The sequence below is a fragment of the Brucella sp. NBRC 14130 genome (assembly GCF_040371715.1).
Lineage (GTDB): Bacteria > Pseudomonadota > Alphaproteobacteria > Rhizobiales > Rhizobiaceae > Brucella > Brucella intermedia.
On the sequence record NZ_BAABTE010000002.1, the window covers coordinates 1 to 24,288 of the forward strand.

Consider the following 24,288-nt stretch of genomic DNA (forward strand, 5'->3'; position numbering starts at 1 on the left):
GATAACGTCGCCATGGACGTGCAGCTGATCGTGCCGATCGCCATGGAAGAGAAGCTCCGCTTCGCTATCCGTGAAGGCGGCCGCACCGTCGGTGCAGGCATCGTCTCCTCGATCATCGAGTAATGAAGGTTTGTGCAGGAACGCTCGCTCAAGAGCGGGCGTTTCCGCGTAACAAGGAACAGATGAAATGAACGGTCAAAACATCCGCATTCGCCTGAAGGCGTTTGATCATCGGATCCTTGACGCTTCGACGCGGGAAATCGTGTCGACTGCCAAGCGTACCGGTGCAAATGTGCGCGGACCGATCCCGCTTCCAACACGGATCGAGAAGTTCACGGTTAACCGGTCGCCGCACATCGACAAGAAGAGCCGCGAGCAGTTCGAGATGCGCACGCACAAGCGTCTTCTCGATATCGTTGACCCGACCCCGCAGACGGTGGACGCGCTGATGAAGCTCGATCTGTCCGCCGGTGTCGATGTCGAGATCAAGCTTTAATCGGCTTGAGGACGGAAGGAACGAACCCGATGCGTTCAGGTGTTATTGCACAGAAGCTGGGCATGACCCGCGTCTATAACGACGCCGGCGAGCATGTGCCGGTGACGGTTCTCCGCATGGAGAATTGCCACGTGGTAGCTCAGCGTACAGTTGAAAAGAACGGTTACACGGCTGTTCAGCTTGGCGTTGGTATCGCCAAAGTAAAGAACACGTCCAAGGCTATGCGCGGTCATTTCGCGAAGGCCGAGGTCGAGCCTAAGGCGAAGGTCGCGGAATTCCGCGTTTCGCCGGATAACCTCCTCGAAGTCGGCGCTGAAATCACCGCCGAACACTTCGTCGCCGGCCAGAAGGTCGATGTGACGGGTACTTCGATCGGTAAGGGCTTTGCCGGTGTTATGAAGCGTCATAACTTCGGTGGCCATCGTGCTTCGCACGGTAACTCCATTACCCACCGCGCTCACGGCTCGACCGGTCAGCGTCAGGACCCGGGTAAGGTGTTCAAGGGCAAGAAGATGGCTGGTCACATGGGCCAGACCCGCGTAACCACGCAGAATATTGAAGTTGTCTCGACGGACAGCGATCGCGGCCTGATCCTGGTTCGCGGTGCGGTTCCGGGCTCCAAGGGTGCCTGGATCATCGTACGCGACGCGGTAAAGGTTTCGCTGCCTGAGAACGCGCCGAAGCCGGCCGCTCTGCGTGCAGGTGCCGCGAAGGCTGAAGCTGTCGCGACTGAGGGAGCCGAATAATGGATCTCACGATTACCACTCTTGAAGGCAAGGATGCCGGCAAGGTCAAGCTGAACGAAGAAATCTTCGGCCTGGACCCGCGTGACGACATTCTTCAGCGCGTCGTGCGCTGGCAGCTGGCTCGCCGCCAGCAGGGCTCCCATAAGGCTCAGGGCCGTGGCGACGTAAGCCGCACCGGCGCCAAGATGTACAAGCAGAAGGGTACGGGCCGCGCTCGTCACCATTCGGCTCGCGCACCGCAGTTCCGCGGCGGTGGTCAGGCTCACGGACCGGTTGTCCGTTCGCACGATCACGATCTGCCGAAGAAGGTTCGCGCTCTTGGCCTGCGTCATGCCCTGTCTGCAAAGGCAAAGGCATCTGACCTGATCATTATCGATGATCTGGCTGCCACGGAAGCCAAGACGAAGCAGCTTGTTTCACAGTTCGCCAAGCTCGGTCTCGAAAACGCACTCCTCATCGGCGGTGCAGAGATCGATGCGAACTTCCAGCGCGCGGCTTCGAACATCCCGAACATCGACGTTCTGCCAGTGCAGGGCATCAATGTTTACGACATCCTTCGCCGTGGCAAGCTCGTTCTTTCCAAGGCGGCTGTCGAAGCCCTCGAGGAGCGTTTCAAATGACTGATCTTCGCCATTACGACGTGATCGTCAGCCCGGTTATCACTGAGAAGTCCACCATGGTTTCCGAACACAACCAGGTTGTCTTCAACGTAGCCCGCAAGGCAACGAAGCCGGAAATCAAGGCTGCAGTCGAAGCGCTGTTCGGCGTCAAGGTTACCGCAGTCAACACTGCAGTGCGCAAGGGTAAGGTCAAGCGTTTCCGCGGCCTTATCGGGCGCCAGAGCGACGTCAAGAAAGCGATCGTTACTTTGGCCGAAGGCCAGAGCATCGACGTTTCGACCGGTCTCTGAGAGGCCATGGAGTAAGAGACAATGGCACTCAAGCATTTTAATCCGATCACGCCAGGCCAGCGTCAGCTGGTCATCGTGGACCGTTCGGAACTCTACAAGGGCAAGCCGGTCAAGTCCCTGACCGAAGGTCTGTCCAAGAAGGGTGGCCGTAACAACACCGGTCGTATCACTGTCCGCTTTCAGGGCGGCGGTCACAAGCGTTCGTACCGTTTCATCGACTTCAAGCGCCGCAAGCTTGACGTTGTCGGCACCGTAGAACGCCTGGAATACGATCCGAACCGCACCGCGTTCATCGCGCTGATCCGTTATGAAGACGGTGAACTGGCATACATCCTGGCTCCGCAGCGTCTTGCTGTTGGCGACAAGGTTATTGCCGGCAACTCCGTCGACGTGAAGCCGGGCAACGCAATGCCGCTCGCTTCCATGCCGGTTGGCACGATCATCCACAACGTCGAGCTGAAGCCGGGCAAGGGCGGTCAGATCGCTCGTTCGGCTGGCACCTACGCACAGCTCGTCGGTCGCGATCAGGGCATGGCCATTCTGCGCCTCAATTCCGGTGAACAGCGTCTGGTTCCAGGTGCCTGCTTTGCTTCGGTCGGTGCAGTATCCAACCCGGACCACGGCAACATCAACGACGGTAAGGCCGGTCGTTCGGTATGGCGTGGCAAGCGTCCGCACGTTCGCGGCGTTGCAATGAACCCGGTCGATCACCCGCATGGTGGTGGTGAAGGTCGTACCTCGGGTGGTCGTCACCCTGTCACTCCGTGGGGCAAGCCTACGAAGGGCAAGAAGACGCGCTCGAACAAGGCGACCGACAAGTTCATCATGCGTTCGCGCCATCAGCGCAAGAAGTAAGAGAGGTAGTCTGAAGTGGCTCGTTCAGTTTGGAAAGGTCCGTTTGTCGACGGCTATCTTCTCAAGAAGGCTGAGAAGGTACGCGAAGGCGGTCGTAATGAAGTTATCAAGATGTGGAGCCGCCGCTCCACCATCCTGCCGCAGTTTGTCGGCCTGACTTTCGGCGTTTACAACGGCAACAAGCATGTGCCGGTGTCGGTTTCGGAAGAAATGGTCGGACACAAGTTCGGTGAATTCGCGCCTACGCGTACCTATTACGGTCACGGCGCGGACAAGAAGTCGAAGAGGAAGTAACGATGGGCAAGGCTAAAGCTCCCCGTCAGCTCAAGGACAACGAAGCGCAAGCTGTTGCCCGCACGCTGCGCGTCAGCCCGCAGAAGCTGAACCTTGTTGCGAGCATGATCCGCGGCAAGAAGGTGAATGCGGCACTTGCCGATCTGACGTTCTCGCGCAAGCGGATCGCCGATACGGTCAAGAAGACGCTTCAGTCCGCAATTGCGAACGCTGAAAACAACCATGACCTCGACGTCGATGCTCTGATCGTCGCCGAAGCTTATGTCGGCAAGTCGATCGTCATGAAGCGCTTCCATGTCCGCGGACGTGGCCGTGCAAGCCGGATCGAGAAGCCGTTTTCGCATCTCACCATTGTTGTCCGCGAAGTCGCGGAAAAAGGGGAGGCCGCATAATGGGTCAGAAGATTAATCCGATCGGTCTTCGTCTCGGCATTAACCGCACCTGGGATTCGCGTTGGTACGCGAATACCGGTGAGTACGGCAAGCTGCTGCATGAAGATGTCAAGATCCGCGAATTCCTCACCGAGGAACTCAAGCAGGCCGCGATCTCCAAGATCGTTATCGAGCGTCCGCACAAGAAGTGCCGCGTGACGATCCATTCGGCTCGTCCGGGCATCATCATCGGCAAGAAGGGTGCAGACATCGAGAAGCTCCGCAAGAAGCTTTCCGAGATGACCAATGCCGATACGTCGCTCAATATCGTTGAAGTTCGCAAGCCGGAAATCGACGCTACGCTGATCGCCCAGTCGATCGCTCAGCAGCTCGAACGCCGTGTGGCATTCCGTCGCGCCATGAAGCGTGCCGTTCAGTCGGCAATGCGTCTTGGAGCCGAAGGTATCCGTATCAACTGCTCGGGTCGTCTGGGTGGCGCGGAAATCGCTCGCATGGAATGGTACCGTGAAGGTCGCGTTCCGCTTCATACGCTGCGCGCCGATATTGACTACGGCACGGCAGAAGCGAAGACCGCTTATGGTATCTGCGGCGTGAAGGTCTGGGTCTTCAAGGGCGAAATCCTTGAACACGATCCGATGGCTTCCGAGCGTCGTGCGGTCGAGGGTGACAATCAGGGTTCCTCGTCGAACCGCCGCCGCGAAAACGCTTAAAAAGCGGGCCGCGGGCGAGAAATTTGGAGTAGAGAACAATGATGCAGCCTAAGCGCACCAAGTTCCGCAAGCAGTTCAAGGGCCGTATTCACGGCAACTCGAAAGGCGGCACGGATCTGAATTTCGGTGCATTCGGTTTGAAGGCCGTTGAGCCGGAACGCGTCACTGCACGTCAGATCGAAGCGGCCCGCCGCGCGATCACCCGTCACATGAAGCGTGCCGGTCGCGTGTGGATCCGCATCTTCCCGGACCTGCCGGTAACTTCGAAGCCTACTGAAGTCCGTATGGGTAAAGGTAAGGGTTCGGTTGACTACTGGGCATGCCGTGTGGCACCAGGTCGCGTGATGTTTGAGCTTGACGGCGTACCCGAAGATGTGGCACGCGAAGCCCTCAGACTCGGCGCCGCAAAGTTGCCGATCAAGACGCGCTTTATCCAGCGCATTGCTGAATAAGAGAGAGGCAACTATGAAAGCCGCAGACGTTCGGGCGAAGAGCCTCGATCAACTGAATGACGAGCTGGGCACCCTGAAGAAAGAGCAGTTCAACCTGCGCTTTCAGAAGGCCACCGGCCAGCTCGAAAAAACCGCGCGCGTGAAGCAGGTTCGCCGCGACATCGCGCGTATCAAGACTATTGCCCGCCAGAAGGCGGCCGCAAGCAAGGCATAAGGAAGAATATAATGCCTAAACGCGTTCTGCAGGGCGTTGTCGTCAGCGACAAGAATGACAAGACTGTTGTGGTCAAGGTTGAGCGCCGCTATTCGCATCCGCTCCTCCAGAAGACCGTGCGTCAGTCTAAGAAATACAAGGCGCATGACGAAAACAACCAGTTCAAGGTCGGCGATTTCGTTTCCATCCAGGAATCGGCTCCGATCTCGAAGGACAAACGCTGGGTCGTTCTGACGAACGAAGCAGCAGGCTAAATTATAAACACGCAGCTTAGGTAGGGCAGGAGCCCTTAACCAGCTGAGAGGAAAGAAGGCGGCCAGTCATGATTCAGATGCAAACAAACCTCGACGTGGCGGATAATTCCGGCGCACGTCGTGTCATGTGCATCAAGGTGCTGGGCGGCTCGAAGCGGCGTTACGCTTCCGTTGGCGACATCATTGTGGTGTCGATCAAGGAAGCTATTCCGCGCGGCCGCGTCAAAAAGGGTGACGTGATGAAGGCGGTTGTTGTACGCACCGCCAAGGACATCCGTCGTCCGGACGGCAGCGTTATTCGTTTCGATAACAATGCAGCCGTTCTCATCGATAACAAGAAAGAGCCAATCGGCACGCGTATCTTCGGACCGGTTCCGCGCGAACTCCGCGCAAAGAACCACATGAAGATCATCTCGCTGGCTCCGGAAGTTCTGTAAGGAAGCAAGACGATGCAGAAGATTCGCAAAGGCGACAGCGTTGTCGTGCTGTCCGGTAAGGACAAGGGCCGTAAGGGCGAAGTTCTCAAGGTTATGCCGAAGGATGAGCAGGCGCTCGTTCGCGGTATCAACATTGTAAAGCGCCATCAGCGTCAGACCCAGACCCAGGAAGCCGGCATTATCTCCAAGGAAGCGCCGATCCACCTGTCCAACCTGGCAATTGCTGACCCCAAGGACGGCAAGCCGACTCGCGTCGGTTTCCGCGTCGAGGACGGCAAGAAGGTTCGTGTCGCAAAACGTTCTGGAGCGCTGATCGATGGCTGAAGCTAAGGCACTTCCCCGCTTCAAGAAGCTTTACAATGAAAACATTCGTAAGGCTCTGCTTGAAGAATTCAAATACGACAACGAGATGCAGATTCCGCGCATCACCAAGGTTGTCCTCAACATGGGCGTTGGCGAAGCCACTGGCGATTCCAAGAAGCCTGCGGTTGCTGCTGAAGACCTCAGCCAGATCGCCGGCCAGAAGGCCGTCGTGACCCGCGCCCGTAACTCGATCGCAACGTTCAAGTTGCGTGAGGGCATGCCGATCGGCACGAAGGTTACCCTTCGCCAGGACCGCATGTACGAATTCCTTGATCGTCTTGTCACGATCGCTCTTCCTCGCGTCCGCGACTTCCGCGGCCTGAACCCGAAGAGCTTTGACGGCCGCGGCAACTATGCCATGGGCATCAAGGAGCACATCGTGTTTCCGGAAATCAACTACGATAAGGTTGATCAGATCTGGGGCATGGACATCATCGTTTGCACGACCGCCAAGACGGATGATGAAGCGCGCGCTCTTCTGCGTGCATTCAACTTCCCCTTCCGGCAGTAACGGCAAGCGTAGCGAGGTATATTAATATGGCCAAGACTAGCGCAGTCGAAAAAAACAAGCGCCGCGAAAAGTTGGTTAAGCGTCACGCTGGCAAGCGTGCACGTCTGAAGGCGATCGTAATGGATCAGGGCCTTCCGCTGGAAGAGCGCTTCCGCGCCACCATCCGGCTTGCCGAACTGCCGCGCAATTCATCGAAGGTTCGTATTCGCAATCGTTGCGAAGTTTCGGGCCGTCCGCGTGGTTACTACCGTAAACTGAAGATGTCGCGTATCGCGCTCCGTCAGTTGGGTTCGCTCGGTCAGGTACCGGGCATCGTCAAGTCGAGCTGGTAAGGAGTAGCATATGTCTGTGTCAGATCCTATCGGCGATATGCTGACCCGTATTCGCAACGCAGTAGGCCGCAAGAAGACCAAGGTTACGACCCCGGCTTCCAAGCTGCGCGCTCGCGTTCTGGATGTCCTTCAGTCTGAAGGCTACATCCGCGGATACACGCAGAGTGAATTCGTGAACGGCAAGGCCGAGATCGAAATTGAACTGAAGTACTACGAAGGTGTTCCGGTTATCCGTGAGATCAGCCGCGTATCGAAGCCTGGCCGTCGCGTTTACGTGTCGGTCAAGTCGATCCCGCAGGTCGCGAACGGCCTCGGCATCTCGATCCTCTCCACGCCGAAGGGCGTGATGGCGGATCATGAAGCCCGTGAACAAAACGTTGGTGGTGAGCTGCTCTGCCGCATCTTCTGATGCGGTTGACAGCGAACAGATAAAAGACAGGTATCAAAATGTCTCGTATCGGTAAAAAACCCGTGCCGGTCCCGGCAGGCGTGACCGCCAGTGTTGATGGGCAGATCGTCAAGGCAAAGGGCGCGAAGGGTGAACTCTCCTTCGTCGTGCACGATGAAGTTCTGGTCAAGATGGAAGACGGCGCTGTAAGTGTCGATCCACGCGACCAGTCGAAGGAAGCTCGTTCGAAGTGGGGCATGTCCCGCACTATGATCTCCAACATTTTTGTTGGCGTGAAGGACGGCTTTGAAAAGAAGCTCGAAATCAGCGGCGTCGGTTACCGCGCTGCCATGCAGGGCAAGAACCTGCAGCTTTCGCTCGGCTTCAGCCACGAAGTGGTCTACGACGTGCCTGCTGGCATTACTGTTGCTGTTCCGAAGCCGACGGAAATCGTCGTTTCGGGTATCGACAAGCAGCAGGTCGGTCAGGTCGCGGCTGAGATCCGCGAATATCGGGGCCCCGAGCCTTACAAGGGCAAGGGCGTCAAGTATGCTGGCGAGAAGATCGTCCGCAAAGAAGGCAAGAAGAAGTAAGGGAAGCGCGTCATGGCATCGCCAAAAGAAACTTTGCAGCGTCGCGCTGCTCGTGTACGCCGCCAGGTCAAGGCTGTCGCCAATGGCCGTCCGCGTCTCAGCGTGCACCGTTCTTCCAAGAACATCTACGCCCAGATCATCGACGACGTCCGCGGCGTTACGCTTGCGGCCGCTTCGACCCTCGATGGCGACCTCAAGGGCAAGCTCAAGACCGGTGCCGACTCCGCAGCAGCCGCTGCCGTTGGCAAGCTGGTTGCTGAGCGTGCCGTCAAGGCTGGCGTCAAGGACGTAGTGTTCGACCGTGGTGCATTCATTTACCACGGCCGTGTGAAGGCTCTCGCCGAAGCTGCTCGCGAAAGCGGCCTCAGCTTCTAATTAGCATTTGTGCTTCCGGAAAAGAAAAAGGAAATCAGGATATGGCACAGAGAGAACGTAACCGCGAAGATCGCGGCCGTGAGGAGCGCGACAGCGAATTCGTCGATAAGCTCGTTCACATCAACCGTGTTGCCAAGGTCGTCAAGGGCGGCCGTCGCTTCGGTTTTGCTGCGCTCGTCGTTGTTGGCGATCAGAAGGGCCGCGTAGGCTTCGGTCATGGCAAGGCACGTGAAGTGCCGGAAGCTATCCGCAAGGCTACCGAAGCCGCTAAGCGCGACATGATCTTCGTACCGCTGCGTTCGGGCCGTACGCTGCATCACGATGTTGAAGGCCGTCACGGCGCCGGTAAGGTTCTGCTTCGCGCAGCTCCTGCTGGTAAGGGTATCATCGCCGGTGGTCCGATGCGTGCAGTGTTCGAAACGCTCGGCGTTCAGGACGTTGTCGCCAAGTCGCTCGGTTCGTCGAACCCTTACAACATGGTTCGTGCGACGTTCGATGCTCTGAAGCATCAGATGCATCCGAAGGACATCGCTGCACAGCGCGGCATCAAGTACTCGACCCTTCAGGCTCGCCGCCATGATGTGGTCGGTTCGGAAGAATAGCCGATAGTTTGTGTTCGTCCGGGGCCGCTCAGGCCACCGGATACGCCATAGACAAGGGATTTGAGTGATGGCTGAGAAGAAGGGCAAGACGGTTACGGTCGAGCAGATCGGAAGCCCAATCCGTCGTCCAGCCGAGCAGCGCGCAACGCTGATCGGTCTGGGTCTTAATAAAATGCACCGCCGCAGCACGCTGGAAGATACTCCGGCAGTCCGTGGCATGATCGCCAAGCTTCCACACCTCGTTCGCGTTGTGGACGAGGCGTGATAGCGCAGGGAGATAGAGATATGAAACTCAACGATCTGCGTGACAAGCCAGGTTCGGTCAAGGCGCGCAAGCGCGTTGGTCGCGGTATCGGTTCGGGCACCGGCAAGACCGGTGGTCGCGGCGTCAAGGGTCAGAAGTCCCGTTCGGGCGTTTCGATCAATGGCTTCGAAGGCGGCCAGATGCCAATCTACCGCCGTCTGCCGAAGCGCGGCTTCACCAACATCTTTGCAAAGAGCTTCAACGTTGTGTCGCTCGGCCGTATTCAGGCCGCTATCGATGCAGGCAAGCTCGACGCCAAGGCTGTTGTGAACCTCGATTCGCTGAAGGCTGCCGGCGTGATTCGTCGCGCCAAGGACGGCGTTCGCATCCTTTCGGACGGCGAACTGAAGGCAAAGGTTGCCTTCGAGGTCGCCGGTGCTTCCAAGGCTGCGGTTGAAAAGATCGAAAAAGCCGGCGGTAGCATCAAGCTTCCTGAAGCCGCTGCCGAATAAGGCTTCGATACAAAAATAAAAAGCGGCGGCCTTAGTGCCGCCGCTTGCACATTTATGCCAATGCGCATATCTGGGTAGGGTCTTTTTAGTCTCGAGGCGCGACCGCTATAGATTGCGCTGACGGGGGCGGAGGACCGGAGACTTTTCACCGGAGAAATTTAATGGCATCGGCTGCTGAACAGCTAGTTTCCAATCTCAATTTTTCGGCTTTCTCGAAGGCAGAAGAACTCAAGAAGCGCATCTGGTTCACGCTGGGTGCTTTGCTCGTATACCGGTTCGGCACCTATATTCCGCTTCCCGGCATCAATCCTGACGCGCTTGCGCAGGCTTTCCAGCAGCATAGCCAAGGTGTGCTCGGGCTCTTCAACATGTTTGCCGGTGGCGCCGTGGGCCGTATGGCCATTTTCGCGCTCGGCATCATGCCTTATATCTCTGCCTCCATTATCGTGCAGCTCATGACGTCCGTTGTGCCGTCGCTTGAAGCGCTGAAGAAGGAAGGCGAGGCGGGTCGCAAGATCATCAATCAGTACACGCGTTACGGCACGGTGCTTCTGGCGCTTGTTCAGGCCTACGCGATTTCGGTCGGTTTGCAGTCCGGTAACGGCATCGTTACCAGCCCCGGACCTTTCTTCATGGTCTCGTCGGTGATTACCCTTGTGGGTGGCACGATGTTCCTGATGTGGCTCGGCGAGCAGATCACTGCGCGCGGTATCGGCAACGGTATTTCGCTGATCATCTTCTCTGGTATCGTCGCAAATCTGCCGCACGCAATTTCCGGTACACTGGAACTCGGCCGTACCGGCGCGCTGTCGACGGGCCTTATTCTGGGCGTCATCATTCTTGCTATCGTGCTGATTGCGGTCATCGTTTTCGTCGAACGTGCGCAGCGTCGTCTTCTGATCCAGTATCCGAAGCGTCAGGTCGGCAATCGCATGTTCCAGGGCGACACTTCGCATCTGCCGCTGAAGCTCAATACTGCAGGCGTTATTCCTCCGATTTTCGCTTCGTCGCTGCTGCTTCTGCCTGCGACTGTTGCCGGCTTCGCCAACACGACGGAAATGCCTGCCTGGGCGACGACCATTCTCAATGCGCTTGGTCACGGACAGCCGCTCTACATGCTGTTCTATGCTGCATTGATGGCATTCTTCTGCTTCTTCTATACGGCCATTGTGTTCAATCCCAAGGACACCGCTGACCAGCTCAAGAAGCATTCCGGCTTTATTCCGGGCATTCGTCCGGGTGAGCGCACCGCCGAATACATAGACTATGTGCTGACACGTATCACTGTTGTCGGCGCCATCTATATCGTGCTTGTCTGTCTCCTGCCGGAATTCCTGATTTCCGCAACCGGTGTGCCCTTCTATCTTGGTGGCACCTCGCTGCTGATCGTTGTGAGCGTGACGCTCGACACGGTTGCGCAAATTCAGGGGCATCTGATCGCCCATCAGTATGAAGGGTTGATCAAGAAGTCCAAACTCAGAGGTGGGAAACGCAATAAATGAGACTGATACTTCTTGGGCCGCCCGGAGCAGGTAAGGGGACGCAGGCTGGACTTCTTACCAAGAAGCATGGAATTCCTCAGCTCTCGACCGGCGACATGCTGCGTGCAGCAGTCGCCCAGCAGAGCGAGATCGGGAAGCGCGCCAAGGCCGTGATGGACGCCGGGCAACTGGTTTCCGACGAGATCGTGAACCAGATCGTATCGGAGCGCATCGATGCTCCGGATTGCGCGAACGGGTTCATCCTTGACGGTTACCCTCGCACGGTGCCGCAAGCCCAGGCTCTGGGAACCATGTTGGCAGGCAAGGGCCTCAAGCTCGATGCAGTGATCGAGCTGAAGGTTGACGAGAATGCCCTGGTCAAGCGGATGGAGAGCCGCGTGAACGAGACGATCGCCAAGGGTGGTCAGGTCCGTTCGGACGACAATCCCGAAGCTTTCCGCAAGCGTCTCGTGGAATACCGCGAAAAGACAGCGCCGCTTTCTAGCTATTATGCGGGAACCGGTGAACTGCGCGTCATCAATGGCATGGCGCCGGTTGAAGAAGTTACCGCCGAAATCGAGAGAATTCTCGTTCCGGCGTAAAAATTGATGAGGCTTGAAGAAGCCTTGTTCCAATACGGGCAGGGAATGCGTGAAGCGTTTTCTGCCCGTTTATTGCTTCCAGAAGTTGCTTGAATTGCCTGTCAGGCCGGTTTGATGGCTTTACGGACAGTTAAGAGTTGACTTTTTCGGGCGATTCCGTCAAAGACTGCGCCACTTCAACTGGTTTTGAATGGCGGGTATCGGCGGAAATCGAAAGAGGCCGGTACCGGTCATTTAATGCTGTCTGGTTGATCGCATCTGCCAGATGGAAATTTTTATAACTCAAGGAGAACAGACGTGGCACGTATCGCTGGCGTCAACATCCCGACGAACAAGCGCGTTGTTATTGCGCTTCAGTACATCCACGGGATCGGACCGAAATTTGCTCGGGAAATCGTAACGAAGGTCGGCATTGCTGACGATCGTCGCGTTAACCAGCTGTCGGATGCTGAAGTCCTTCAGATCCGCGAAGCAATCGATGCCGACTACCAGGTCGAAGGTGACCTGCGTCGTGAAGTTTCGATGAATATCAAGCGCCTGATGGATCTGGGCTGCTACCGCGGTCTGCGTCATCGTCGTTCGCTGCCGGTTCGCGGCCAGCGCACGCACACCAACGCACGCACCCGCAAGGGTCCGGCGAAGGCAATCGCAGGCAAGAAGAAGTAATTTCGACGGGACGCATGTTCCGTCGAGCCCTTCCGGTGCGCCGGTTGGGTTTGATGCTGGTCCTTTCTTGAGGACCGGTGTAGCCGCTGGAATTACGGCGGTGTAGAGATCGATTGAAAGGACTGTCATGGCCAAGGAAGCCACGCGCGTTCGCCGTCGCGAGCGTAAAAACATCTCGTCGGGCGTTGCCCACGTAAATTCGACGTTCAACAACACCATGATCACCATTACGGATGCTCAGGGCAATGCGATTGCCTGGTCGTCTGCCGGTGCTCAGGGTTTCAAGGGTTCGCGCAAGTCGACCCCGTTTGCCGCTCAGATCGCTGCCGAAGACTGCGCCAAGAAGGCACAGGAACATGGCATGCGCTCCCTCGAAGTCGAGGTTTGCGGACCGGGCTCTGGCCGTGAATCCGCGCTGCGCGCCCTTCAGGCTGCCGGCTTTGTGATCACGTCGATCCGCGATGTTACGCCGATCCCGCACAACGGTTGCCGTCCGCGCAAGAAGCGCCGGGTCTAATCCTCGTTCACATGCCGTATGAGCCTCGGGCTTTTGAAGTTCGGGGCTCCTCTGCGGTTTCTTCACTTGATCGCTACGATAGGATAGTAGCGACGATTGATAGAGGGATACTCACATGATCCAGAAGAACTGGCAGGAACTTATCAAGCCGAACAAGGTCGATTTCATCACCAACGGCTCCCGCACGCATGCAACCGTCGTTGCTGAACCGCTGGAACGCGGCTTCGGTCTGACGCTCGGCAATGCCCTGCGTCGCGTGCTTCTGTCGTCGCTTCGCGGCGCTGCCGTGACCGCCATTCAGATCGATGGCGTTCTGCATGAATTCTCTTCGATCCCGGGCGTCCGCGAAGACGTTACGGATATCGTTCTGAACGTCAAGGAAATCGCCATCCGCATGGAAGGCGAGGGCCCGAAGCGCATGGTCGTCCGCAAGGAAGGCCCAGGCGTTGTTACGGCTGGCGACATTCAGACTGTCGGCGATGTCGAGATCCTGAACCCGGATCACGTCATCTGCACGCTGGACGAAGGCGCTGAAATCCGCATGGAATTCACCGTCAACACCGGCAAGGGCTATGTGCCTGCCGACCGCAACCGCGCGGAAGACGCTCCGATCGGGCTTATCCCGGTCGACAGCCTGTATTCCCCGGTTCGCAAGGTGTCGTACAAGATCGAGAACACCCGTGAAGGTCAGGTTCTTGATTATGACAAGCTGACGCTGAACATCGAGACAAACGGCTCGGTCAGCGGTGAAGACGCAGTGGCATACGCTGCTCGTATTCTCCAGGACCAGCTGGCGATCTTCGTCAACTTCGAAGAGCCGCAGAAGGAAGCTCCGCAGGAACAGGTTGCGGAACTGGCTTTCAACCCGGCTCTGCTCAAGAAGGTGGACGAACTCGAACTGTCCGTCCGTTCGGCAAACTGCCTGAAGAACGACAACATCGTCTACATCGGTGATCTGATCCAGAAGACGGAAGCCGAGATGCTGCGGACTCCGAATTTCGGCCGCAAGTCGCTCAACGAGATCAAGGAAGTTCTGGCATCGATGGGTCTCCATCTCGGTATGGAAATCCCGTCCTGGCCGCCGGAAAATATCGAAGATCTCGCAAAGCGCTACGAAGACCAATATTAAGACCGGCTATCCGGCTAGAACTAATTAAGGAGAAGGCTCATGCGTCACGGTAACGGATACCGTAAGCTGAACCGCACTGCCTCGCACCGCAAGGCGATGTTCGCCAACATGGCTGCTTCGCTTATCGAACACGAGCAGATTGTGACGACGCTTCCAAAAGCTAAGGAAATTCGCCCGATCGTTGAAAAGCTTGTCACGCTCGGCAAGCGCGGCGATCTGCATGCCCGCCGTCAGGCTATCTCGGCTATTCGCGACGTCAAGCTCGTCGCAAAGCTGTTCGATACGCTGGCTGCTCGCTATGCGACCCGCAACGGTGGCTACATCCGCATCATGAAGGCTGGCTTCCGCGCTGGCGACAATGCGCCTCTGGCAGTTGTCGAATTCGTGGAACGCGACGTCGATGCAAAGGGCAAGGCTGACCGCGCCCGCGTCGAAGCCGAACAGGCTGCGGAAGCAGACGCAGCATAATCTGCGCTGATTTCTGATCAATCAAAGGGCCGCCTTGTGCGGCCCTTTTTGTTTGCGTTCTTGACCGTTCATGTTTTTTTGCGGGGCAGCATGCGCCAAAAACCGACGGTTTATGGCTCCAGGTCACAATGTGGCCCTTTATCCTTGCGTTCAGTTGACTACATTCAACACCCGAGTCTTGCTTCCTTCGTGGAAGCGGCAGACCTTGATAAGTGCGGAGTATGTGCATGAATTGGCGACGTTTAAGCATATTGGGTCTCGTGCTGGCATCGGTCGGTCTGGCTGTTCCTTCTGCCATGGCGCAGGATGCGCCCGCGGCGCCACAGAAACAGATACCGCTCAACCGGGCCGACATGCAGTTGTCCTTCGCTCCGCTTGTGAAGGAAACGACGCCGGCTGTTGTGAACGTCTATGCCGCTCGTCAGGTGCAGGCGCGTTCGCCCTTTGCGGGCGATCCTTTCTTCGAGCAGTTTTTTGGACGGCAGTTTGGCGAAAGCAAGCCGCGCATCCAGCAATCGCTCGGTTCCGGGGTGATCGTCGAGAGTTCGGGCATCGTGGTGACGAACAACCACGTCATCAAGGATGCGGATGAAATCAAGGTCGCCCTGTCGGATGGGCGCGAGTTTGAAAGCAAGCTGCTTCTGCGTGACGAAACCACTGATCTTGCCGTTCTGAAAATCGAAGCCAAGGACAAGTTTCCAGTTCTCGGCCTCGGTAACTCTGATGACGTGGAAGTCGGCGATCTGGTGCTTGCGATTGGCAATCCCTTCGGCGTGGGCCAGACGGTGACGAGCGGTATAGTTTCCGCGCAATCGCGCACTCAGGTTGGGATTTCCGATTTCGATTTCTTCATCCAGACCGATGCTGCCATCAATCCCGGCAATTCGGGCGGTGCGCTGATCGACATGCGCGGGCGCCTGATCGGGATCAACACCGCGATCTATTCGCGTTCCGGCGGCTCGGTTGGGATCGGCTTCGCGATTCCGTCGAACATGGTTCGCGCCGTTGTCGAGGCTGCGCAGAATGGCAGCACGAGTTTCGAGCGCCCCTATATCGGCGCGACTTTCCAGGGCGTGACCGCCGATCTGGCCGAAGGCCTCGGTATGGAGAAGCCATACGGGGCCTTGATCACGGCAGTCGCAAAAGGCGGACCGGCTGAGACCGCCGGGCTGAAAATCGGCGATGTGGTTTTGTCCGTCCAGGGCGTCCGCGTCGATAACCAGGACGTTCTTGGTTATCGTCTTTCGACGGCCGGTATTGGTAACACCGTGTCGATCGAAATCATGAGGAACGGAAAAAATCAGACCATCCCGGTGAAGCTCTCCAAAGCGCCAGCGGTCAAGGAAACCGCGCCGCAGGTTATCGAAGGCGACAATCCCTTTGCTGGTGCATCGGTGCTTGAACTCACGCCTTCGACCGCTGCAAAATTGCGCCTCAAGCGCGACAGTCAGGGTGTGGCGGTCGTTGAGGTCTATTCCGGGTCTCCGGCGGCAAGGCTCGGCTTGCGTCCCGGTGATATCGTTCGCAGCATCAACGGAAACTCCATCCGGACCGTGGGAGATCTGACCGCGATTCTGGAAGCGGGGCGCGGTCTCGCCTGGCGGCTTGAGGTGGAGCGTAACGGAATGCTGTTGCGCCAGTTTGTGCGTTAAACCGATACCGACAGATCGCTAAAAGTTGCATGCCGCTTCGGGCCGCATTATGCCTGAAGCGGTATGGTCTTTTGATAGAGCAATTGAATGAGCGATCTTTTCTCAGCAGCGGCAGACCCGAACGCGGACCGGAACCGTCCGCTTGCTGACCGTCTGCGTCCTAGACATCTGTCGGAAGTGACCGGGCAGGAACATCTGACAGGGCCTGAAGGTGTGCTGACGCGCATGATCGCATCCGGGTCGCTCGGCTCCATGATCTTCTGGGGGCCACCGGGAACCGGCAAGACGACGGTTGCTCGGTTGCTAGCCGGAGAGACCGATCTGGCGTTCGAACAGATTTCGGCAATCTTTTCCGGCGTTGCCGATCTCAAGAAGGTTTTTGAAGCTGCGCGCGCACGTCGTATGTCCGGGCGTCAAACGTTGCTTTTCGTGGACGAAATTCATCGCTTCAATCGCGCACAGCAGGATAGTTTTCTGCCGGTCATGGAAGACGGCACCGTAATCCTGATCGGCGCCACGACAGAGAACCCGTCTTTCGAACTCAATGCCGCTCTTTTATCCCGGGCGAGGGTGCTGACCTTCCATCCGCATGACGGCGAGAGCATCGCGACACTTCTAACCCGCGCCGAGGAGCAGGAAGAACGCCCGCTGCCACTGGACGAAGAAGCACGGGCCAGTCTCATCCGCATGGCTGATGGAGACGGACGCGCAGCGCTGACGCTTGCCGAGGAAGTCTGGCGCGCTGCCCGTCCGGATGAAGTGTTTACGGCAGAAAAATTACAGGATGTCGTGCAGCGCCGTGCTCCAGTTTACGACAAGGGGCAGGACGGGCATTACAATCTGATTTCGGCGCTGCATAAATCCGTTCGCGGATCGGACCCCGACGCGGCGCTCTATTATCTTTCGCGTATGTTCGATGCGGGCGAGGATCCGCTCTATCTCGGCCGACGGCTTGTGCGTATGGCGGTGGAAGATATCGGCCTTGCCGATCCGCAAGCCCTGGTCATCTGCAATGCCGCCAAGGATGCCTATGATTATCTGGGGTCACCGGAAGGCGAACTCGCGCTGGCGCAGGCCTGCGTTTACCTTGCGACCGCCCCGAAGTCGAATGCGGTTTATATGGCCTATAAAGCCTCTATGCGTGCAGCCAAGGAAAATGGTTCGCTTCTGCCCCCGAAGCATATCCTCAACGCGCCAACCAAGCTGATGAAGAATGAGGGCTATGGCGAGGGCTACGCCTATGACCATGATCAGCCCGATGCTTTTTCGGGGCAGGATTATTTTCCGGAAAGCATGGGAAGGCAGAAATTCTACGATCCGCCGGAGCGCGGCTTCGAACGGGATATTCGCAAGCGCCTGGAATATTGGGCACGGTTACGGCAGGAGCGTCAGGGGCGCAGGTGAAGACCGGTTTCAGCGGAACCGTCTTATTCATTTGAAAATGAACTATCCCCATAGTTATCCACACTTGTCCACAGCTCGAGCCGCGTCCGCATTGGATGCGGCTCTTGTTTGTTTCTCACAGGGGTTTGAAGCGGCGGGTAGGGGGCAACCTCTCGTTAGAAAGGTCTTCTTAATTTTTACGCTTTATCAATCTTTGCAAAGAGACGAGGTTTTCCATGATGCGCGTTTTGTTTCTCGTCGCGCTCGTGATCCTTGGAGGCTGCGCGACCGCCCCACGGCAGGTCAACAATGTATGCGCGGTCTTCGATCAACGCGACGGTTGGTTCAATAACTGGCAGACGGCCGCTACGCGGGTTTCACGCGAGTTCGGCGTTCCGGTTCCTGTTCTGATGGCGACGATCTATACGGAATCCGGCTTCCAGCCCTATGCGCGGCCGCCGCGCACCAAGATTCTCTGGATCATCCCGTGGAAGCGGGCTTCCAGCGCCTACGGCTATTCGCAGGCGCTGAATGGCACCTGGGACCGCTACAAGCGCGAAACCGGTCGCTGGACGGCATCGCGCACCAATTTTGCGGACGCGGTCCACTTCATCGGATGGTATCACTACCAGAGCTATCTGAAGAACGGGATCAATCGTGGGGATGCCTATAGCCTGTATCTCGCCTACTATTCCGGCCATGGCGGTTATGCACGCGGCGCCTGGCGGGGGAATGCAACGGCGCTCAATGGCGCAAAACGCGCCCAATCAATGGCCAATCGTTACGCCGCGCAGTTGCGCAATTGCGGAGGCTTCAGTTAAAAAGCGACTGGCTGGATTCAATCTCGTATCCAAAACACCATCCGGCCTTAATCGCTACTATCATGCGAGCGGATTCGCTAATCGAGGATGACCATTTCATGCTGAAAAAGACCGGTATTGCCCTTTTCGCCGCCACATTTCTCGCAGGCTGCACCACTGATCCTTATACCGGGGAACAGAAGATGTCGAACACTGCCGGTGGTGCTGCGATCGGCGCGGCTGTGGGTGCTCTCGGCGGCCTGATGGTCGGCGGTTCGAGCCGTGCGCAGCGCAATGCCGTGCTGATCGGCGCCGGTATCGGTGCGCTCGGTGGTGGTGCAATCGGCAATTACATGGATCGCCAAGAAAACGAGCTCCGCGCGCAGTTGCAGGGCACGGGCGTTTCCGTAACCCGTAATGGCGACCAGATCATCCTGAACATGCCTTCGAGCATCACCTTCGATACGGATCAAGATCAGGTGAAAAGCCAGTTCTATCCGACGCTTAATTCGGTCGCGATCGTGCTGCGCAAGTTCAATCAGACGCTCGTGGACGTCTACGGCCACACCGATTCGACGGGCAGCGTCAGCCATAATCAGGCTTTGTCGCAGCGCCGCGCCGCCTCGGTTGCAAGCTATCTCGGTTCGCAGGGCATCGACCCACGTCGTTTTGCCGTCATCGGCTATGGAGCCAGCCAGCCGGTTGCCACCAATGCGACACCGGAAGGACGCGCGCAGAACCGCCGCGTGGAAATCCAGATTTCGCCGCTCCGCGCTGCCAGCTGATTCCGTTTCGCAAAACCAGTCACTGCAATCACGCAGTCCTTCGCAAGAAGGGCTGCGTTTTTGTTTGTTCTCGCGAATCGTCGGGGCCGCGGTTTGGTTTGAAACAAGTTAATTGGTGGATGGCTTGATTATTTTCGTAATTACTGATGTTAGAGAACGATTAAAGAACAAAATTTCGGAATTGTTTATAATCAATGGGTTAACGGCATTGCAAAATGAGAACAAAACAGATACAAATAGATCGTGGCAACGAGCCTGCCGGGCTTCTAGCGAGACAAGAGGATGGTGTAAGATGTCTCAGAATTCATTGCGACTTGTTGAGGAAAATTCAGTGGACAAGACTAAGGCTCTCGATGCGGCGTTGTCGCAGATTGAAAGGGCGTTCGGCAAGGGCTCGATCATGCGCCTTGGCCAGAACGATCAGGTCGTAGAGATCGAAACAGTATCGACCGGATCGCTCTCGCTGGACATCGCGCTCGGCGTTGGTGGCTTGCCTAAAGGACGTATTGTCGAGATTTATGGCCCGGAAAGCTCCGGTAAGACGACACTGGCGCTGCACACGATCGCGGAGGCACAGAAGAAGGGCGGTATCTGTGCATTCGTCGATGCGGAACATGCGCTCGATCCGGTCTATGCCCGCAAGCTGGGCGTTGATCTTGAAAACCTGCTGATTTCGCAGCCGGATACCGGCGAGCAGGCGCTTGAGATCACCGATACGCTCGTGCGTTCGGGCGCTATCGACGTTCTCGTCGTCGACTCGGTGGCTGCCTTGACGCCTCGCGCCGAAATCGAAGGTGAAATGGGTGACTCCCTGCCTGGTCTTCAGGCACGTCTCATGAGCCAGGCGCTCCGCAAGCTTACCGCGTCTATCTCTCGTTCCAACTGCATGGTGATCTTCATCAACCAGATCCGCATGAAGATCGGTGTGATGTTCGGTTCGCCAGAAACGACGACTGGCGGTAACGCTCTCAAGTTTTATGCTTCGGTTCGTCTCGATATTCGCCGTATCGGCTCGATCAAGGAACGTGATGAAGTCGTAGGCAACCAGACCCGTGTCAAGGTCGTCAAGAACAAGCTTGCTCCGCCCTTCAAGCAGGTCGAATTCGACATCATGTATGGGGCTGGTGTTTCCAAGACCGGTGAGTTGGTCGATCTTGGCGTGAAGGCTGGTGTTGTCGAAAAGTCGGGTGCGTGGTTCTCCTATAATTCCCAGCGGCTCGGGCAGGGCCGTGAAAACGCCAAGCAATATCTCAAGGACAACCCGGAAGTGGCCCGCGAGATCGAAACTACACTCCGTCAGAATGCCGGACTGATTGCCGAGCAGTTTCTCGAAGATGGCGGACCCGAAGAAGACGCTGGCGACGCCGCAGAAATGTAGGATCGCCAGTCCGGGTTGAATTACCAAGGCCCCGTGTATGCGCACGGGGCCTTGTTTTTGGGCGATAGAATCTTGCGGCATGAAAGGCGCCTGCTTTAACGTCTTTCAGCAGAAATTGCTTTTATGGCGCAGCGTACTTATCTGGACAGAAAAGCAACGCACCGTTAAAAGCGGTCAACCGAAAACTCCACTTCACGTCCTAGCAGTGCGAGAGAGCCTCGGGCCTTCGATGACGGTTGGCGGCTGTGCGAGTTTGAACAGGATAATCGATGCAGCTTTCTGCAAAGCTGTATCCGTGCAGGGCAGTAAAGCCCAAAGGTGACTTATGGCTGGCGTCAACGAGATTAGGTCCACATTCCTCGATTATTTCCGCAAGAACGGACATGAGGTCGTTCCATCGAGCCCGCTCGTTCCGCGTAACGATCCGACGCTCATGTTCACTAATGCGGGGATGGTGCAGTTCAAGAATGTCTTTACCGGCCTCGAACATCGCTCCTATAATCGCGCCACGACGTCACAGAAATGCGTTCGCGCCGGCGGGAAGCACAACGATCTGGACAATGTCGGCTATACGGCGCGTCACCATACTTTCTTTGAAATGCTGGGCAATTTCTCGTTCGGCGACTATTTCAAAGACGAAGCCATCAGCTTCGCCTGGAACCTGATCACCAAGGAATTCGGTCTTCCGAAGGACAAACTCCTTGTCACCGTTTATCATACGGACGACGACGCAGCGAATTACTGGAAGAAGATCGCCGGTCTTTCCGACGACCGTATTATCCGCATCGCCACCAGCGATAATTTCTGGGCCATGGGCGACACCGGGCCCTGCGGTCCATGTTCGGAAATCTTCTTCGACCATGGCGACCATATCTGGGGTGGACCTCCCGGATCGGCTGACGAAGACGGCGATCGTTTCATTGAGATCTGGAACCTCGTTTTCATGCAGTTCGAGCAGATCACGCCTGAACAGCGTATTGATCTGCCGCGTCCGTCCATCGATACCGGCATGGGGCTTGAGCGTGTTGCAGCCGTTCTGCAGGGTGTGCATGACAATTACGATATCGATCTCTTCAAGGCATTGATCCGCGCTTCGGAAGAGGCTACCGGCGTGAAGGCTGACGGCGAATTCCGTGCCAGCCACCGCGTGATCGCCGACCATCTGCGCGCGTCGAGCTTCCTGATCGCCGATGGCGTTCTGCCATCCAATGAAGGCCGTGGTTATGTGCTGCGTCGCATCATGCGCCGCGCGATGCGCCATGCCCAGCTTCTGGGCGCGAAAGAGCCGCTCATGTGGCGTCTGCTGCCCGCCCTGATCCGCGAAATGGGACAGGCTTATCCGGAATTGATCCGCGCTGAGGCTCTTATTTCGGAAACGCTCAAGCTCGAAGAAACCCGCTTCCGCAAGACGCTGGATCGCGGGCTTGGCCTTTTGTCGGACGCAACTGAAAATCTAGTTGAAGGTGATCGCCTCGACGGTGAAACTGCTTTCAAGCTTTACGACACCTATGGTTTCCCGCTTGATCTGACGCAGGATGCGCTGCGCCAGCGTGGCATTGCCGTGGATACGGACGGTTTCAGCGCGGCCATGGAACGCCAGAAGGCCGAGGCACGGGCCAATTGGGCTGGTTCCGGTGAAGCTGCAACCGAAACGATCTGGTTCGGTATCAAGGATAAGGTCGGTGCGACTGAATTCCTCGGTTATGAAACTGAAAGCGCGGAAGGTGTCGTGGCTGCCCTGGTGCGCGACGGTGCTGAAGTGCAGTCGGCTTCTGAAGGCGAGGTTGTTTCGGTGGTGGTCAACCAGACACCGTTCTACGGAGAATCCGGTGGCCAGCAGGGCGATACCGGCACGATTTCCGGTGAGGGTTTTGTCATCACCATCAAGGATACGCAGAAGAAGGGCGAGGGCGTCTTCGTTCACATCGGCGAAGTTGCCACGGGCACGGTCAAGACCGGCGATGCGGTTGAATTGAAAGTGGATTCGGCGCGCCGCACGCGTATCCGTTCCAACCATTCGGCAACGCATCTTCTGCATGAGGCCCTGCGTGAAACGCTCGGCAGCCATGTCGCCCAAAAGGGTTCCCTCGTCGCGCCGGATCGCCTGCGCTTCGATTTCTCGCATCCCAAACCGATTTCTGCCGAAGAACTGGCGAAGGTTGAAAGCCTTGCCAACGAGATCATTTTGCAGAACGCTCCTGTCAGTACGCGTCTGATGGCCGTTGACGATGCCATTGCCGAAGGCGCCATGGCGCTGTTCGGTGAGAAATATGGCGACGAAGTGCGCGTTGTTTCCATGGGCACCGCCAAACACGGCTCGAAGGAAGGCAAAGCCTATTCGGTTGAGCTTTGTGGCGGCACGCATGTGCGCCAGACCGGCGATATAGGCCTCGTGCGTATCGTTTCCGAAGGCGCGGTCGCCGCTGGCGTTCGCCGCATGGAAGCGCTGACGGGTGAGGCTGCACGCCTCTATCTCGAAGAGCAGGACGAACGCGTAAAGGCCATCGCCGGTGCATTGAAGACGACACCGTCTGAAGTGCTGGAACGGGTCAACGCACTGCTCGATGAACGCAAGAAGCTGGAGCGTGAACTTGCTGATGCCCGCAAGAAGCTTGCACTTGGCGGCGGCTCGGCGGACGGGGGCAGTGCAGTTGAAGCCGTGAATGGCGTCAATTTCCTCGGCAAGATTGTTACCGGCGTTTCTCCGCGTGATCTGAAGCCGCTTGCTGATGAAGGCAAGAAGCAGGTCGGTTCCGGCGTCGTGCTGTTTATTGGTGTCGGCGAAGACGACAAAGCCAGCGCAGTAGCGGCGGTCACGGAAGATCTGCTTGGTCGGTTCAGCGCGGTCGATCTGGTTCGGGCCGCTTCCGCAGCCCTTGGCGGTGCAGGCGGCGGCGGTCGCCCGGATATGGCCCAGGCCGGTGGCCCGGATGGTGCAAAAGCGGCTGATGCAATCGCTGCGGTCAAGGCGCTGATCGGTTAGGGCCGAAAACAGAAATAGAGAAGCCGGGCAGTGCCCGGCTTTTCCTTATGCAGCATGCGCTGAACGGCTGTCTTCGGGGACCTCGATACGATCATCGAGGCCATAATCGCGCATGACGTTGGCCACACGTAAGCGATAGTTCTCGAAAACGACCTTGCGGCCCTGTCCCTGTGCCAGTCGGTGGGACGGCAAGTTGCGCCATTCGCGCACGGCTTCTTCGTCGCGCCAGAACGAAAGCGAGAGCAACTTGTCCGGATCGGCAAGGCTTTGAAAACGCTCTATCGACAGGAAGCCGTCGATTCTGGAAAGATCGTCGCGCAGGCTTGCTGCAATATCGAGATATTGGCCGCGCCTGGCCTCATCAGCCGGCCAGACTTCGAATATGACTGCAATCATGGCTTGATAAACTCCCCATGCGGTGCGGATTGAAGTTTCAGGAAGATGCGATCCTCTGACCGGATGAATTGCTCCCGGCGCGCAAATTCATAATTCTCGCGTCCCAGTGGATCGGAAGCAAGCCGAGCTCGGTAGGCTTCGTAAGCGGCAAGATTTTCGATTGAATAGACGCCATATGCTGTCGTTGACGACCCCTCATGTGGTCCGAAATACCCAATGAGATTGGCGCCGCATCGCGGAATCGCCTGTCCCCAGTTGCGTGCATATTCAGCAAAGGCATCCGCCTTGAACGGGTCGATCTGATAGCGGATGAAACAGGTAATCATGCGTGTCTCCTTCAAATGCCTGTCTTCGATGCTGACAATGTA

Annotated in this window: 36 protein-coding genes; 34 read left to right on the forward strand and 2 right to left on the reverse strand. The window is 57.2% G+C overall.

The annotated features are described in order from the left end of the window. The 34 genes from ABWW28_RS03450 to alaS all read left to right on the forward strand — a co-directional run. Positions 1 to 123: EF-Tu C-terminal domain-related protein (locus ABWW28_RS03450; protein ID WP_459560411.1), on the forward strand; the 123-nt coding region annotated here is incomplete at its 5' end. Between the two features lie 64 nt (positions 124 to 187). Continuing rightward, complete coding sequence (rpsJ, locus tag ABWW28_RS03455; RefSeq protein WP_002964363.1) at positions 188 to 496, forward strand: 30S ribosomal protein S10; 309 nt, start codon at positions 188 to 190, stop codon at positions 494 to 496. Between the two features lie 29 nt (positions 497 to 525). Beyond that, positions 526 to 1,242: a 50S ribosomal protein L3 gene (gene rplC, locus ABWW28_RS03460; protein WP_006471643.1), complete on the forward strand. Its 717-nt coding sequence runs from the start codon at positions 526 to 528 to the stop codon at positions 1,240 to 1,242. Beyond that, positions 1,242 to 1,862, forward strand: coding sequence for a 50S ribosomal protein L4 (gene rplD / locus ABWW28_RS03465; RefSeq protein ID WP_006467029.1), 621 nt, complete (start codon positions 1,242 to 1,244; stop codon positions 1,860 to 1,862). Before rplC ends, rplD begins: the two co-directional genes overlap by 1 nt. Beyond that, entirely contained in the window at positions 1,859 to 2,152 is a 294-nt protein-coding gene (locus tag ABWW28_RS03470) for a 50S ribosomal protein L23 (protein WP_006467028.1), read from the forward strand. Before rplD ends, ABWW28_RS03470 begins: the two co-directional genes overlap by 4 nt. A gap of 21 nt (positions 2,153 to 2,173) precedes the next feature. Continuing rightward, positions 2,174 to 3,007, forward strand: coding sequence for a 50S ribosomal protein L2 (gene rplB / locus ABWW28_RS03475; RefSeq protein WP_006467027.1), 834 nt, complete (start codon positions 2,174 to 2,176; stop codon positions 3,005 to 3,007). Between the two features lie 15 nt (positions 3,008 to 3,022). Beyond that, a complete protein-coding gene (rpsS, locus tag ABWW28_RS03480; RefSeq protein WP_006467026.1) occupies positions 3,023 to 3,301 on the forward strand; it encodes a 30S ribosomal protein S19 in 279 nt (92 codons plus the stop codon). Positions 3,302 to 3,303: 2 nt separating this feature from the next. Then, positions 3,304 to 3,693, forward strand: a complete 390-nt coding sequence (rplV, locus tag ABWW28_RS03485) for a 50S ribosomal protein L22 (RefSeq protein WP_006467025.1) — start codon at positions 3,304 to 3,306, stop codon at positions 3,691 to 3,693. Next, the gene (gene rpsC / locus ABWW28_RS03490; protein ID WP_006467024.1) at positions 3,693 to 4,403 is read left to right on the forward strand and encodes a 30S ribosomal protein S3; all 711 of its coding nucleotides are present in this window, start codon (positions 3,693 to 3,695) and stop codon (positions 4,401 to 4,403) included. Before rplV ends, rpsC begins: the two co-directional genes overlap by 1 nt. Positions 4,404 to 4,441: 38 nt before the next feature. After that, positions 4,442 to 4,855, forward strand: a complete 414-nt coding sequence (rplP, locus tag ABWW28_RS03495) for a 50S ribosomal protein L16 (protein WP_006467023.1) — start codon at positions 4,442 to 4,444, stop codon at positions 4,853 to 4,855. Between the two features lie 13 nt (positions 4,856 to 4,868). Then, positions 4,869 to 5,069 carry a 50S ribosomal protein L29 gene (gene rpmC, locus ABWW28_RS03500; protein ID WP_006467022.1) on the forward strand — a complete coding sequence of 67 codons (201 nt, stop codon included), beginning with the start codon at positions 4,869 to 4,871 and terminating at the stop codon, positions 5,067 to 5,069. A gap of 11 nt (positions 5,070 to 5,080) precedes the next feature. Next, positions 5,081 to 5,323 (forward strand): 30S ribosomal protein S17, encoded by a 243-nt coding sequence (gene rpsQ / locus ABWW28_RS03505; protein WP_006467021.1) that lies wholly within the window; start codon positions 5,081 to 5,083, stop codon positions 5,321 to 5,323. 68 nt (positions 5,324 to 5,391) lie between these two features. Next, positions 5,392 to 5,760: a 50S ribosomal protein L14 gene (gene rplN / locus ABWW28_RS03510; protein WP_004683923.1), complete on the forward strand. Its 369-nt coding sequence runs from the start codon at positions 5,392 to 5,394 to the stop codon at positions 5,758 to 5,760. A gap of 12 nt (positions 5,761 to 5,772) precedes the next feature. Continuing rightward, entirely contained in the window at positions 5,773 to 6,084 is a 312-nt protein-coding gene (rplX, locus tag ABWW28_RS03515; RefSeq protein WP_006467020.1) for a 50S ribosomal protein L24, read from the forward strand. Continuing rightward, complete coding sequence (rplE, locus tag ABWW28_RS03520) at positions 6,077 to 6,634, forward strand: 50S ribosomal protein L5 (RefSeq protein WP_006467019.1); 558 nt, start codon at positions 6,077 to 6,079, stop codon at positions 6,632 to 6,634. Before rplX ends, rplE begins: the two co-directional genes overlap by 8 nt. Before the next feature lie 26 nt (positions 6,635 to 6,660). Then, a complete protein-coding gene (gene rpsN / locus ABWW28_RS03525; RefSeq protein WP_006467018.1) occupies positions 6,661 to 6,966 on the forward strand; it encodes a 30S ribosomal protein S14 in 306 nt (101 codons plus the stop codon). Positions 6,967 to 6,976: 10 nt separating this feature from the next. After that, entirely contained in the window at positions 6,977 to 7,375 is a 399-nt protein-coding gene (gene rpsH, locus ABWW28_RS03530; RefSeq protein WP_006467014.1) for a 30S ribosomal protein S8, read from the forward strand. 38 nt (positions 7,376 to 7,413) lie between these two features. Further along, positions 7,414 to 7,947, forward strand: coding sequence for a 50S ribosomal protein L6 (rplF, locus tag ABWW28_RS03535; protein ID WP_006467012.1), 534 nt, complete (start codon positions 7,414 to 7,416; stop codon positions 7,945 to 7,947). Positions 7,948 to 7,959: 12 nt separating this feature from the next. Further along, a complete protein-coding gene (gene rplR / locus ABWW28_RS03540; protein WP_006467011.1) occupies positions 7,960 to 8,322 on the forward strand; it encodes a 50S ribosomal protein L18 in 363 nt (120 codons plus the stop codon). A 41-nt stretch (positions 8,323 to 8,363) separates the two neighbouring features. Continuing rightward, a complete protein-coding gene (gene rpsE, locus ABWW28_RS03545; protein WP_006467009.1) occupies positions 8,364 to 8,924 on the forward strand; it encodes a 30S ribosomal protein S5 in 561 nt (186 codons plus the stop codon). Positions 8,925 to 8,991: 67 nt separating this feature from the next. Continuing rightward, positions 8,992 to 9,189, forward strand: coding sequence for a 50S ribosomal protein L30 (rpmD, locus tag ABWW28_RS03550; protein WP_002967737.1), 198 nt, complete (start codon positions 8,992 to 8,994; stop codon positions 9,187 to 9,189). Positions 9,190 to 9,209: 20 nt separating this feature from the next. Continuing rightward, positions 9,210 to 9,680 carry a 50S ribosomal protein L15 gene (gene rplO / locus ABWW28_RS03555; RefSeq protein WP_002964343.1) on the forward strand — a complete coding sequence of 157 codons (471 nt, stop codon included), beginning with the start codon at positions 9,210 to 9,212 and terminating at the stop codon, positions 9,678 to 9,680. A 161-nt stretch (positions 9,681 to 9,841) separates the two neighbouring features. Next, positions 9,842 to 11,182, forward strand: a complete 1,341-nt coding sequence (gene secY, locus ABWW28_RS03560) for a preprotein translocase subunit SecY (RefSeq protein WP_006467005.1) — start codon at positions 9,842 to 9,844, stop codon at positions 11,180 to 11,182. Beyond that, positions 11,179 to 11,763 carry an adenylate kinase gene (locus tag ABWW28_RS03565; protein ID WP_006467003.1) on the forward strand — a complete coding sequence of 195 codons (585 nt, stop codon included), beginning with the start codon at positions 11,179 to 11,181 and terminating at the stop codon, positions 11,761 to 11,763. Before secY ends, ABWW28_RS03565 begins: the two co-directional genes overlap by 4 nt. 297 nt (positions 11,764 to 12,060) lie before the next feature. After that, positions 12,061 to 12,429, forward strand: a complete 369-nt coding sequence (gene rpsM / locus ABWW28_RS03570) for a 30S ribosomal protein S13 (protein ID WP_006467002.1) — start codon at positions 12,061 to 12,063, stop codon at positions 12,427 to 12,429. Between the two features lie 127 nt (positions 12,430 to 12,556). Beyond that, entirely contained in the window at positions 12,557 to 12,946 is a 390-nt protein-coding gene (rpsK, locus tag ABWW28_RS03575) for a 30S ribosomal protein S11 (protein WP_002964339.1), read from the forward strand. 115 nt (positions 12,947 to 13,061) lie between these two features. Beyond that, the gene (locus ABWW28_RS03580; protein WP_006467001.1) at positions 13,062 to 14,075 is read left to right on the forward strand and encodes a DNA-directed RNA polymerase subunit alpha; all 1,014 of its coding nucleotides are present in this window, start codon (positions 13,062 to 13,064) and stop codon (positions 14,073 to 14,075) included. Between the two features lie 39 nt (positions 14,076 to 14,114). Further along, positions 14,115 to 14,543 carry a 50S ribosomal protein L17 gene (gene rplQ, locus ABWW28_RS03585; protein WP_006467000.1) on the forward strand — a complete coding sequence of 143 codons (429 nt, stop codon included), beginning with the start codon at positions 14,115 to 14,117 and terminating at the stop codon, positions 14,541 to 14,543. Between the two features lie 227 nt (positions 14,544 to 14,770). Further along, positions 14,771 to 16,195 (forward strand): DegQ family serine endoprotease, encoded by a 1,425-nt coding sequence (locus tag ABWW28_RS03590; RefSeq protein WP_025089486.1) that lies wholly within the window; start codon positions 14,771 to 14,773, stop codon positions 16,193 to 16,195. 87 nt (positions 16,196 to 16,282) lie between these two features. Beyond that, a complete protein-coding gene (locus ABWW28_RS03595; RefSeq protein ID WP_021585279.1) occupies positions 16,283 to 17,599 on the forward strand; it encodes a replication-associated recombination protein A in 1,317 nt (438 codons plus the stop codon). Positions 17,600 to 17,814: 215 nt separating this feature from the next. After that, complete coding sequence (locus ABWW28_RS03600; protein WP_006466997.1) at positions 17,815 to 18,399, forward strand: transglycosylase SLT domain-containing protein; 585 nt, start codon at positions 17,815 to 17,817, stop codon at positions 18,397 to 18,399. 98 nt (positions 18,400 to 18,497) lie between these two features. After that, positions 18,498 to 19,163, forward strand: coding sequence for a YiaD family glycine zipper/OmpA-like lipoprotein (locus ABWW28_RS03605; protein ID WP_006471639.1), 666 nt, complete (start codon positions 18,498 to 18,500; stop codon positions 19,161 to 19,163). 292 nt (positions 19,164 to 19,455) lie between these two features. Continuing rightward, positions 19,456 to 20,541, forward strand: coding sequence for a recombinase RecA (recA, locus tag ABWW28_RS03610; RefSeq protein WP_006471638.1), 1,086 nt, complete (start codon positions 19,456 to 19,458; stop codon positions 20,539 to 20,541). Between the two features lie 325 nt (positions 20,542 to 20,866). Then, positions 20,867 to 23,524 (forward strand): alanine--tRNA ligase, encoded by a 2,658-nt coding sequence (gene alaS, locus ABWW28_RS03615; RefSeq protein ID WP_021585277.1) that lies wholly within the window; start codon positions 20,867 to 20,869, stop codon positions 23,522 to 23,524. Positions 23,525 to 23,569: 45 nt separating this feature from the next. Here alaS and ABWW28_RS03620 read toward each other — a convergent pair whose 3' ends face one another. Both ABWW28_RS03620 and ABWW28_RS03625 read right to left on the reverse strand, forming a co-directional pair. Then, positions 23,570 to 23,920: an antibiotic biosynthesis monooxygenase family protein gene (locus tag ABWW28_RS03620; RefSeq protein WP_021585276.1), complete on the reverse strand. Its 351-nt coding sequence runs from the start codon at positions 23,918 to 23,920 to the stop codon at positions 23,570 to 23,572. After that, positions 23,917 to 24,246, reverse strand: a complete 330-nt coding sequence (locus ABWW28_RS03625) for an NIPSNAP family protein (protein WP_021585275.1) — start codon at positions 24,244 to 24,246, stop codon at positions 23,917 to 23,919. The genes ABWW28_RS03620 and ABWW28_RS03625 overlap by 4 nt, the downstream gene beginning before the upstream one ends. Positions 24,247 to 24,288: the final 42 nt, after the last annotated feature.

What these genes read in the sequence shown, in the direction of transcription:
- ABWW28_RS03580 (WP_006467001.1), top strand. Translation starts at nt 13,062, where the DNA reads ATGATCCAGAAGAACTGGCAGGAACTTATCAAGCCGAACAAGGTCGAT.
- rpsC (WP_006467024.1), top strand. Translation starts at nt 3,693, where the DNA reads ATGGGTCAGAAGATTAATCCGATCGGTCTTCGTCTCGGCATTAACCGC.
- ABWW28_RS03590 (WP_025089486.1), top strand. Translation starts at nt 14,771, where the DNA reads ATGAATTGGCGACGTTTAAGCATATTGGGTCTCGTGCTGGCATCGGTC.
- rplR (WP_006467011.1), top strand. Translation starts at nt 7,960, where the DNA reads ATGGCATCGCCAAAAGAAACTTTGCAGCGTCGCGCTGCTCGTGTACGC.
- rplD (WP_006467029.1), top strand. Translation starts at nt 1,242, where the DNA reads ATGGATCTCACGATTACCACTCTTGAAGGCAAGGATGCCGGCAAGGTC.
- rpsE (WP_006467009.1), top strand. Translation starts at nt 8,364, where the DNA reads ATGGCACAGAGAGAACGTAACCGCGAAGATCGCGGCCGTGAGGAGCGC.
- rpsN (WP_006467018.1), top strand. Translation starts at nt 6,661, where the DNA reads ATGGCCAAGACTAGCGCAGTCGAAAAAAACAAGCGCCGCGAAAAGTTG.
- ABWW28_RS03600 (WP_006466997.1), top strand. Translation starts at nt 17,815, where the DNA reads ATGATGCGCGTTTTGTTTCTCGTCGCGCTCGTGATCCTTGGAGGCTGC.
- rpsJ (WP_002964363.1), top strand. Translation starts at nt 188, where the DNA reads ATGAACGGTCAAAACATCCGCATTCGCCTGAAGGCGTTTGATCATCGG.
- rplP (WP_006467023.1), top strand. Translation starts at nt 4,442, where the DNA reads ATGATGCAGCCTAAGCGCACCAAGTTCCGCAAGCAGTTCAAGGGCCGT.
- ABWW28_RS03565 (WP_006467003.1), top strand. Translation starts at nt 11,179, where the DNA reads ATGAGACTGATACTTCTTGGGCCGCCCGGAGCAGGTAAGGGGACGCAG.
- rpsQ (WP_006467021.1), top strand. Translation starts at nt 5,081, where the DNA reads ATGCCTAAACGCGTTCTGCAGGGCGTTGTCGTCAGCGACAAGAATGAC.
- rpmC (WP_006467022.1), top strand. Translation starts at nt 4,869, where the DNA reads ATGAAAGCCGCAGACGTTCGGGCGAAGAGCCTCGATCAACTGAATGAC.
- rpsK (WP_002964339.1), top strand. Translation starts at nt 12,557, where the DNA reads ATGGCCAAGGAAGCCACGCGCGTTCGCCGTCGCGAGCGTAAAAACATC.
- rplN (WP_004683923.1), top strand. Translation starts at nt 5,392, where the DNA reads ATGATTCAGATGCAAACAAACCTCGACGTGGCGGATAATTCCGGCGCA.
- rplV (WP_006467025.1), top strand. Translation starts at nt 3,304, where the DNA reads ATGGGCAAGGCTAAAGCTCCCCGTCAGCTCAAGGACAACGAAGCGCAA.
- ABWW28_RS03595 (WP_021585279.1), top strand. Translation starts at nt 16,283, where the DNA reads ATGAGCGATCTTTTCTCAGCAGCGGCAGACCCGAACGCGGACCGGAAC.
- rplB (WP_006467027.1), top strand. Translation starts at nt 2,174, where the DNA reads ATGGCACTCAAGCATTTTAATCCGATCACGCCAGGCCAGCGTCAGCTG.
- rplQ (WP_006467000.1), top strand. Translation starts at nt 14,115, where the DNA reads ATGCGTCACGGTAACGGATACCGTAAGCTGAACCGCACTGCCTCGCAC.
- rpsH (WP_006467014.1), top strand. Translation starts at nt 6,977, where the DNA reads ATGTCTGTGTCAGATCCTATCGGCGATATGCTGACCCGTATTCGCAAC.
- ABWW28_RS03625 (WP_021585275.1), bottom strand. Translation starts at nt 24,246, where the DNA reads ATGATTACCTGTTTCATCCGCTATCAGATCGACCCGTTCAAGGCGGAT.
- alaS (WP_021585277.1), top strand. Translation starts at nt 20,867, where the DNA reads ATGGCTGGCGTCAACGAGATTAGGTCCACATTCCTCGATTATTTCCGC.
- rpmD (WP_002967737.1), top strand. Translation starts at nt 8,992, where the DNA reads ATGGCTGAGAAGAAGGGCAAGACGGTTACGGTCGAGCAGATCGGAAGC.
- rplE (WP_006467019.1), top strand. Translation starts at nt 6,077, where the DNA reads ATGGCTGAAGCTAAGGCACTTCCCCGCTTCAAGAAGCTTTACAATGAA.
- ABWW28_RS03470 (WP_006467028.1), top strand. Translation starts at nt 1,859, where the DNA reads ATGACTGATCTTCGCCATTACGACGTGATCGTCAGCCCGGTTATCACT.
- rplO (WP_002964343.1), top strand. Translation starts at nt 9,210, where the DNA reads ATGAAACTCAACGATCTGCGTGACAAGCCAGGTTCGGTCAAGGCGCGC.
- rplC (WP_006471643.1), top strand. Translation starts at nt 526, where the DNA reads ATGCGTTCAGGTGTTATTGCACAGAAGCTGGGCATGACCCGCGTCTAT.
- recA (WP_006471638.1), top strand. Translation starts at nt 19,456, where the DNA reads ATGTCTCAGAATTCATTGCGACTTGTTGAGGAAAATTCAGTGGACAAG.
- ABWW28_RS03620 (WP_021585276.1), bottom strand. Translation starts at nt 23,920, where the DNA reads ATGATTGCAGTCATATTCGAAGTCTGGCCGGCTGATGAGGCCAGGCGC.
- rplX (WP_006467020.1), top strand. Translation starts at nt 5,773, where the DNA reads ATGCAGAAGATTCGCAAAGGCGACAGCGTTGTCGTGCTGTCCGGTAAG.
- ABWW28_RS03605 (WP_006471639.1), top strand. Translation starts at nt 18,498, where the DNA reads ATGCTGAAAAAGACCGGTATTGCCCTTTTCGCCGCCACATTTCTCGCA.
- rplF (WP_006467012.1), top strand. Translation starts at nt 7,414, where the DNA reads ATGTCTCGTATCGGTAAAAAACCCGTGCCGGTCCCGGCAGGCGTGACC.
- secY (WP_006467005.1), top strand. Translation starts at nt 9,842, where the DNA reads ATGGCATCGGCTGCTGAACAGCTAGTTTCCAATCTCAATTTTTCGGCT.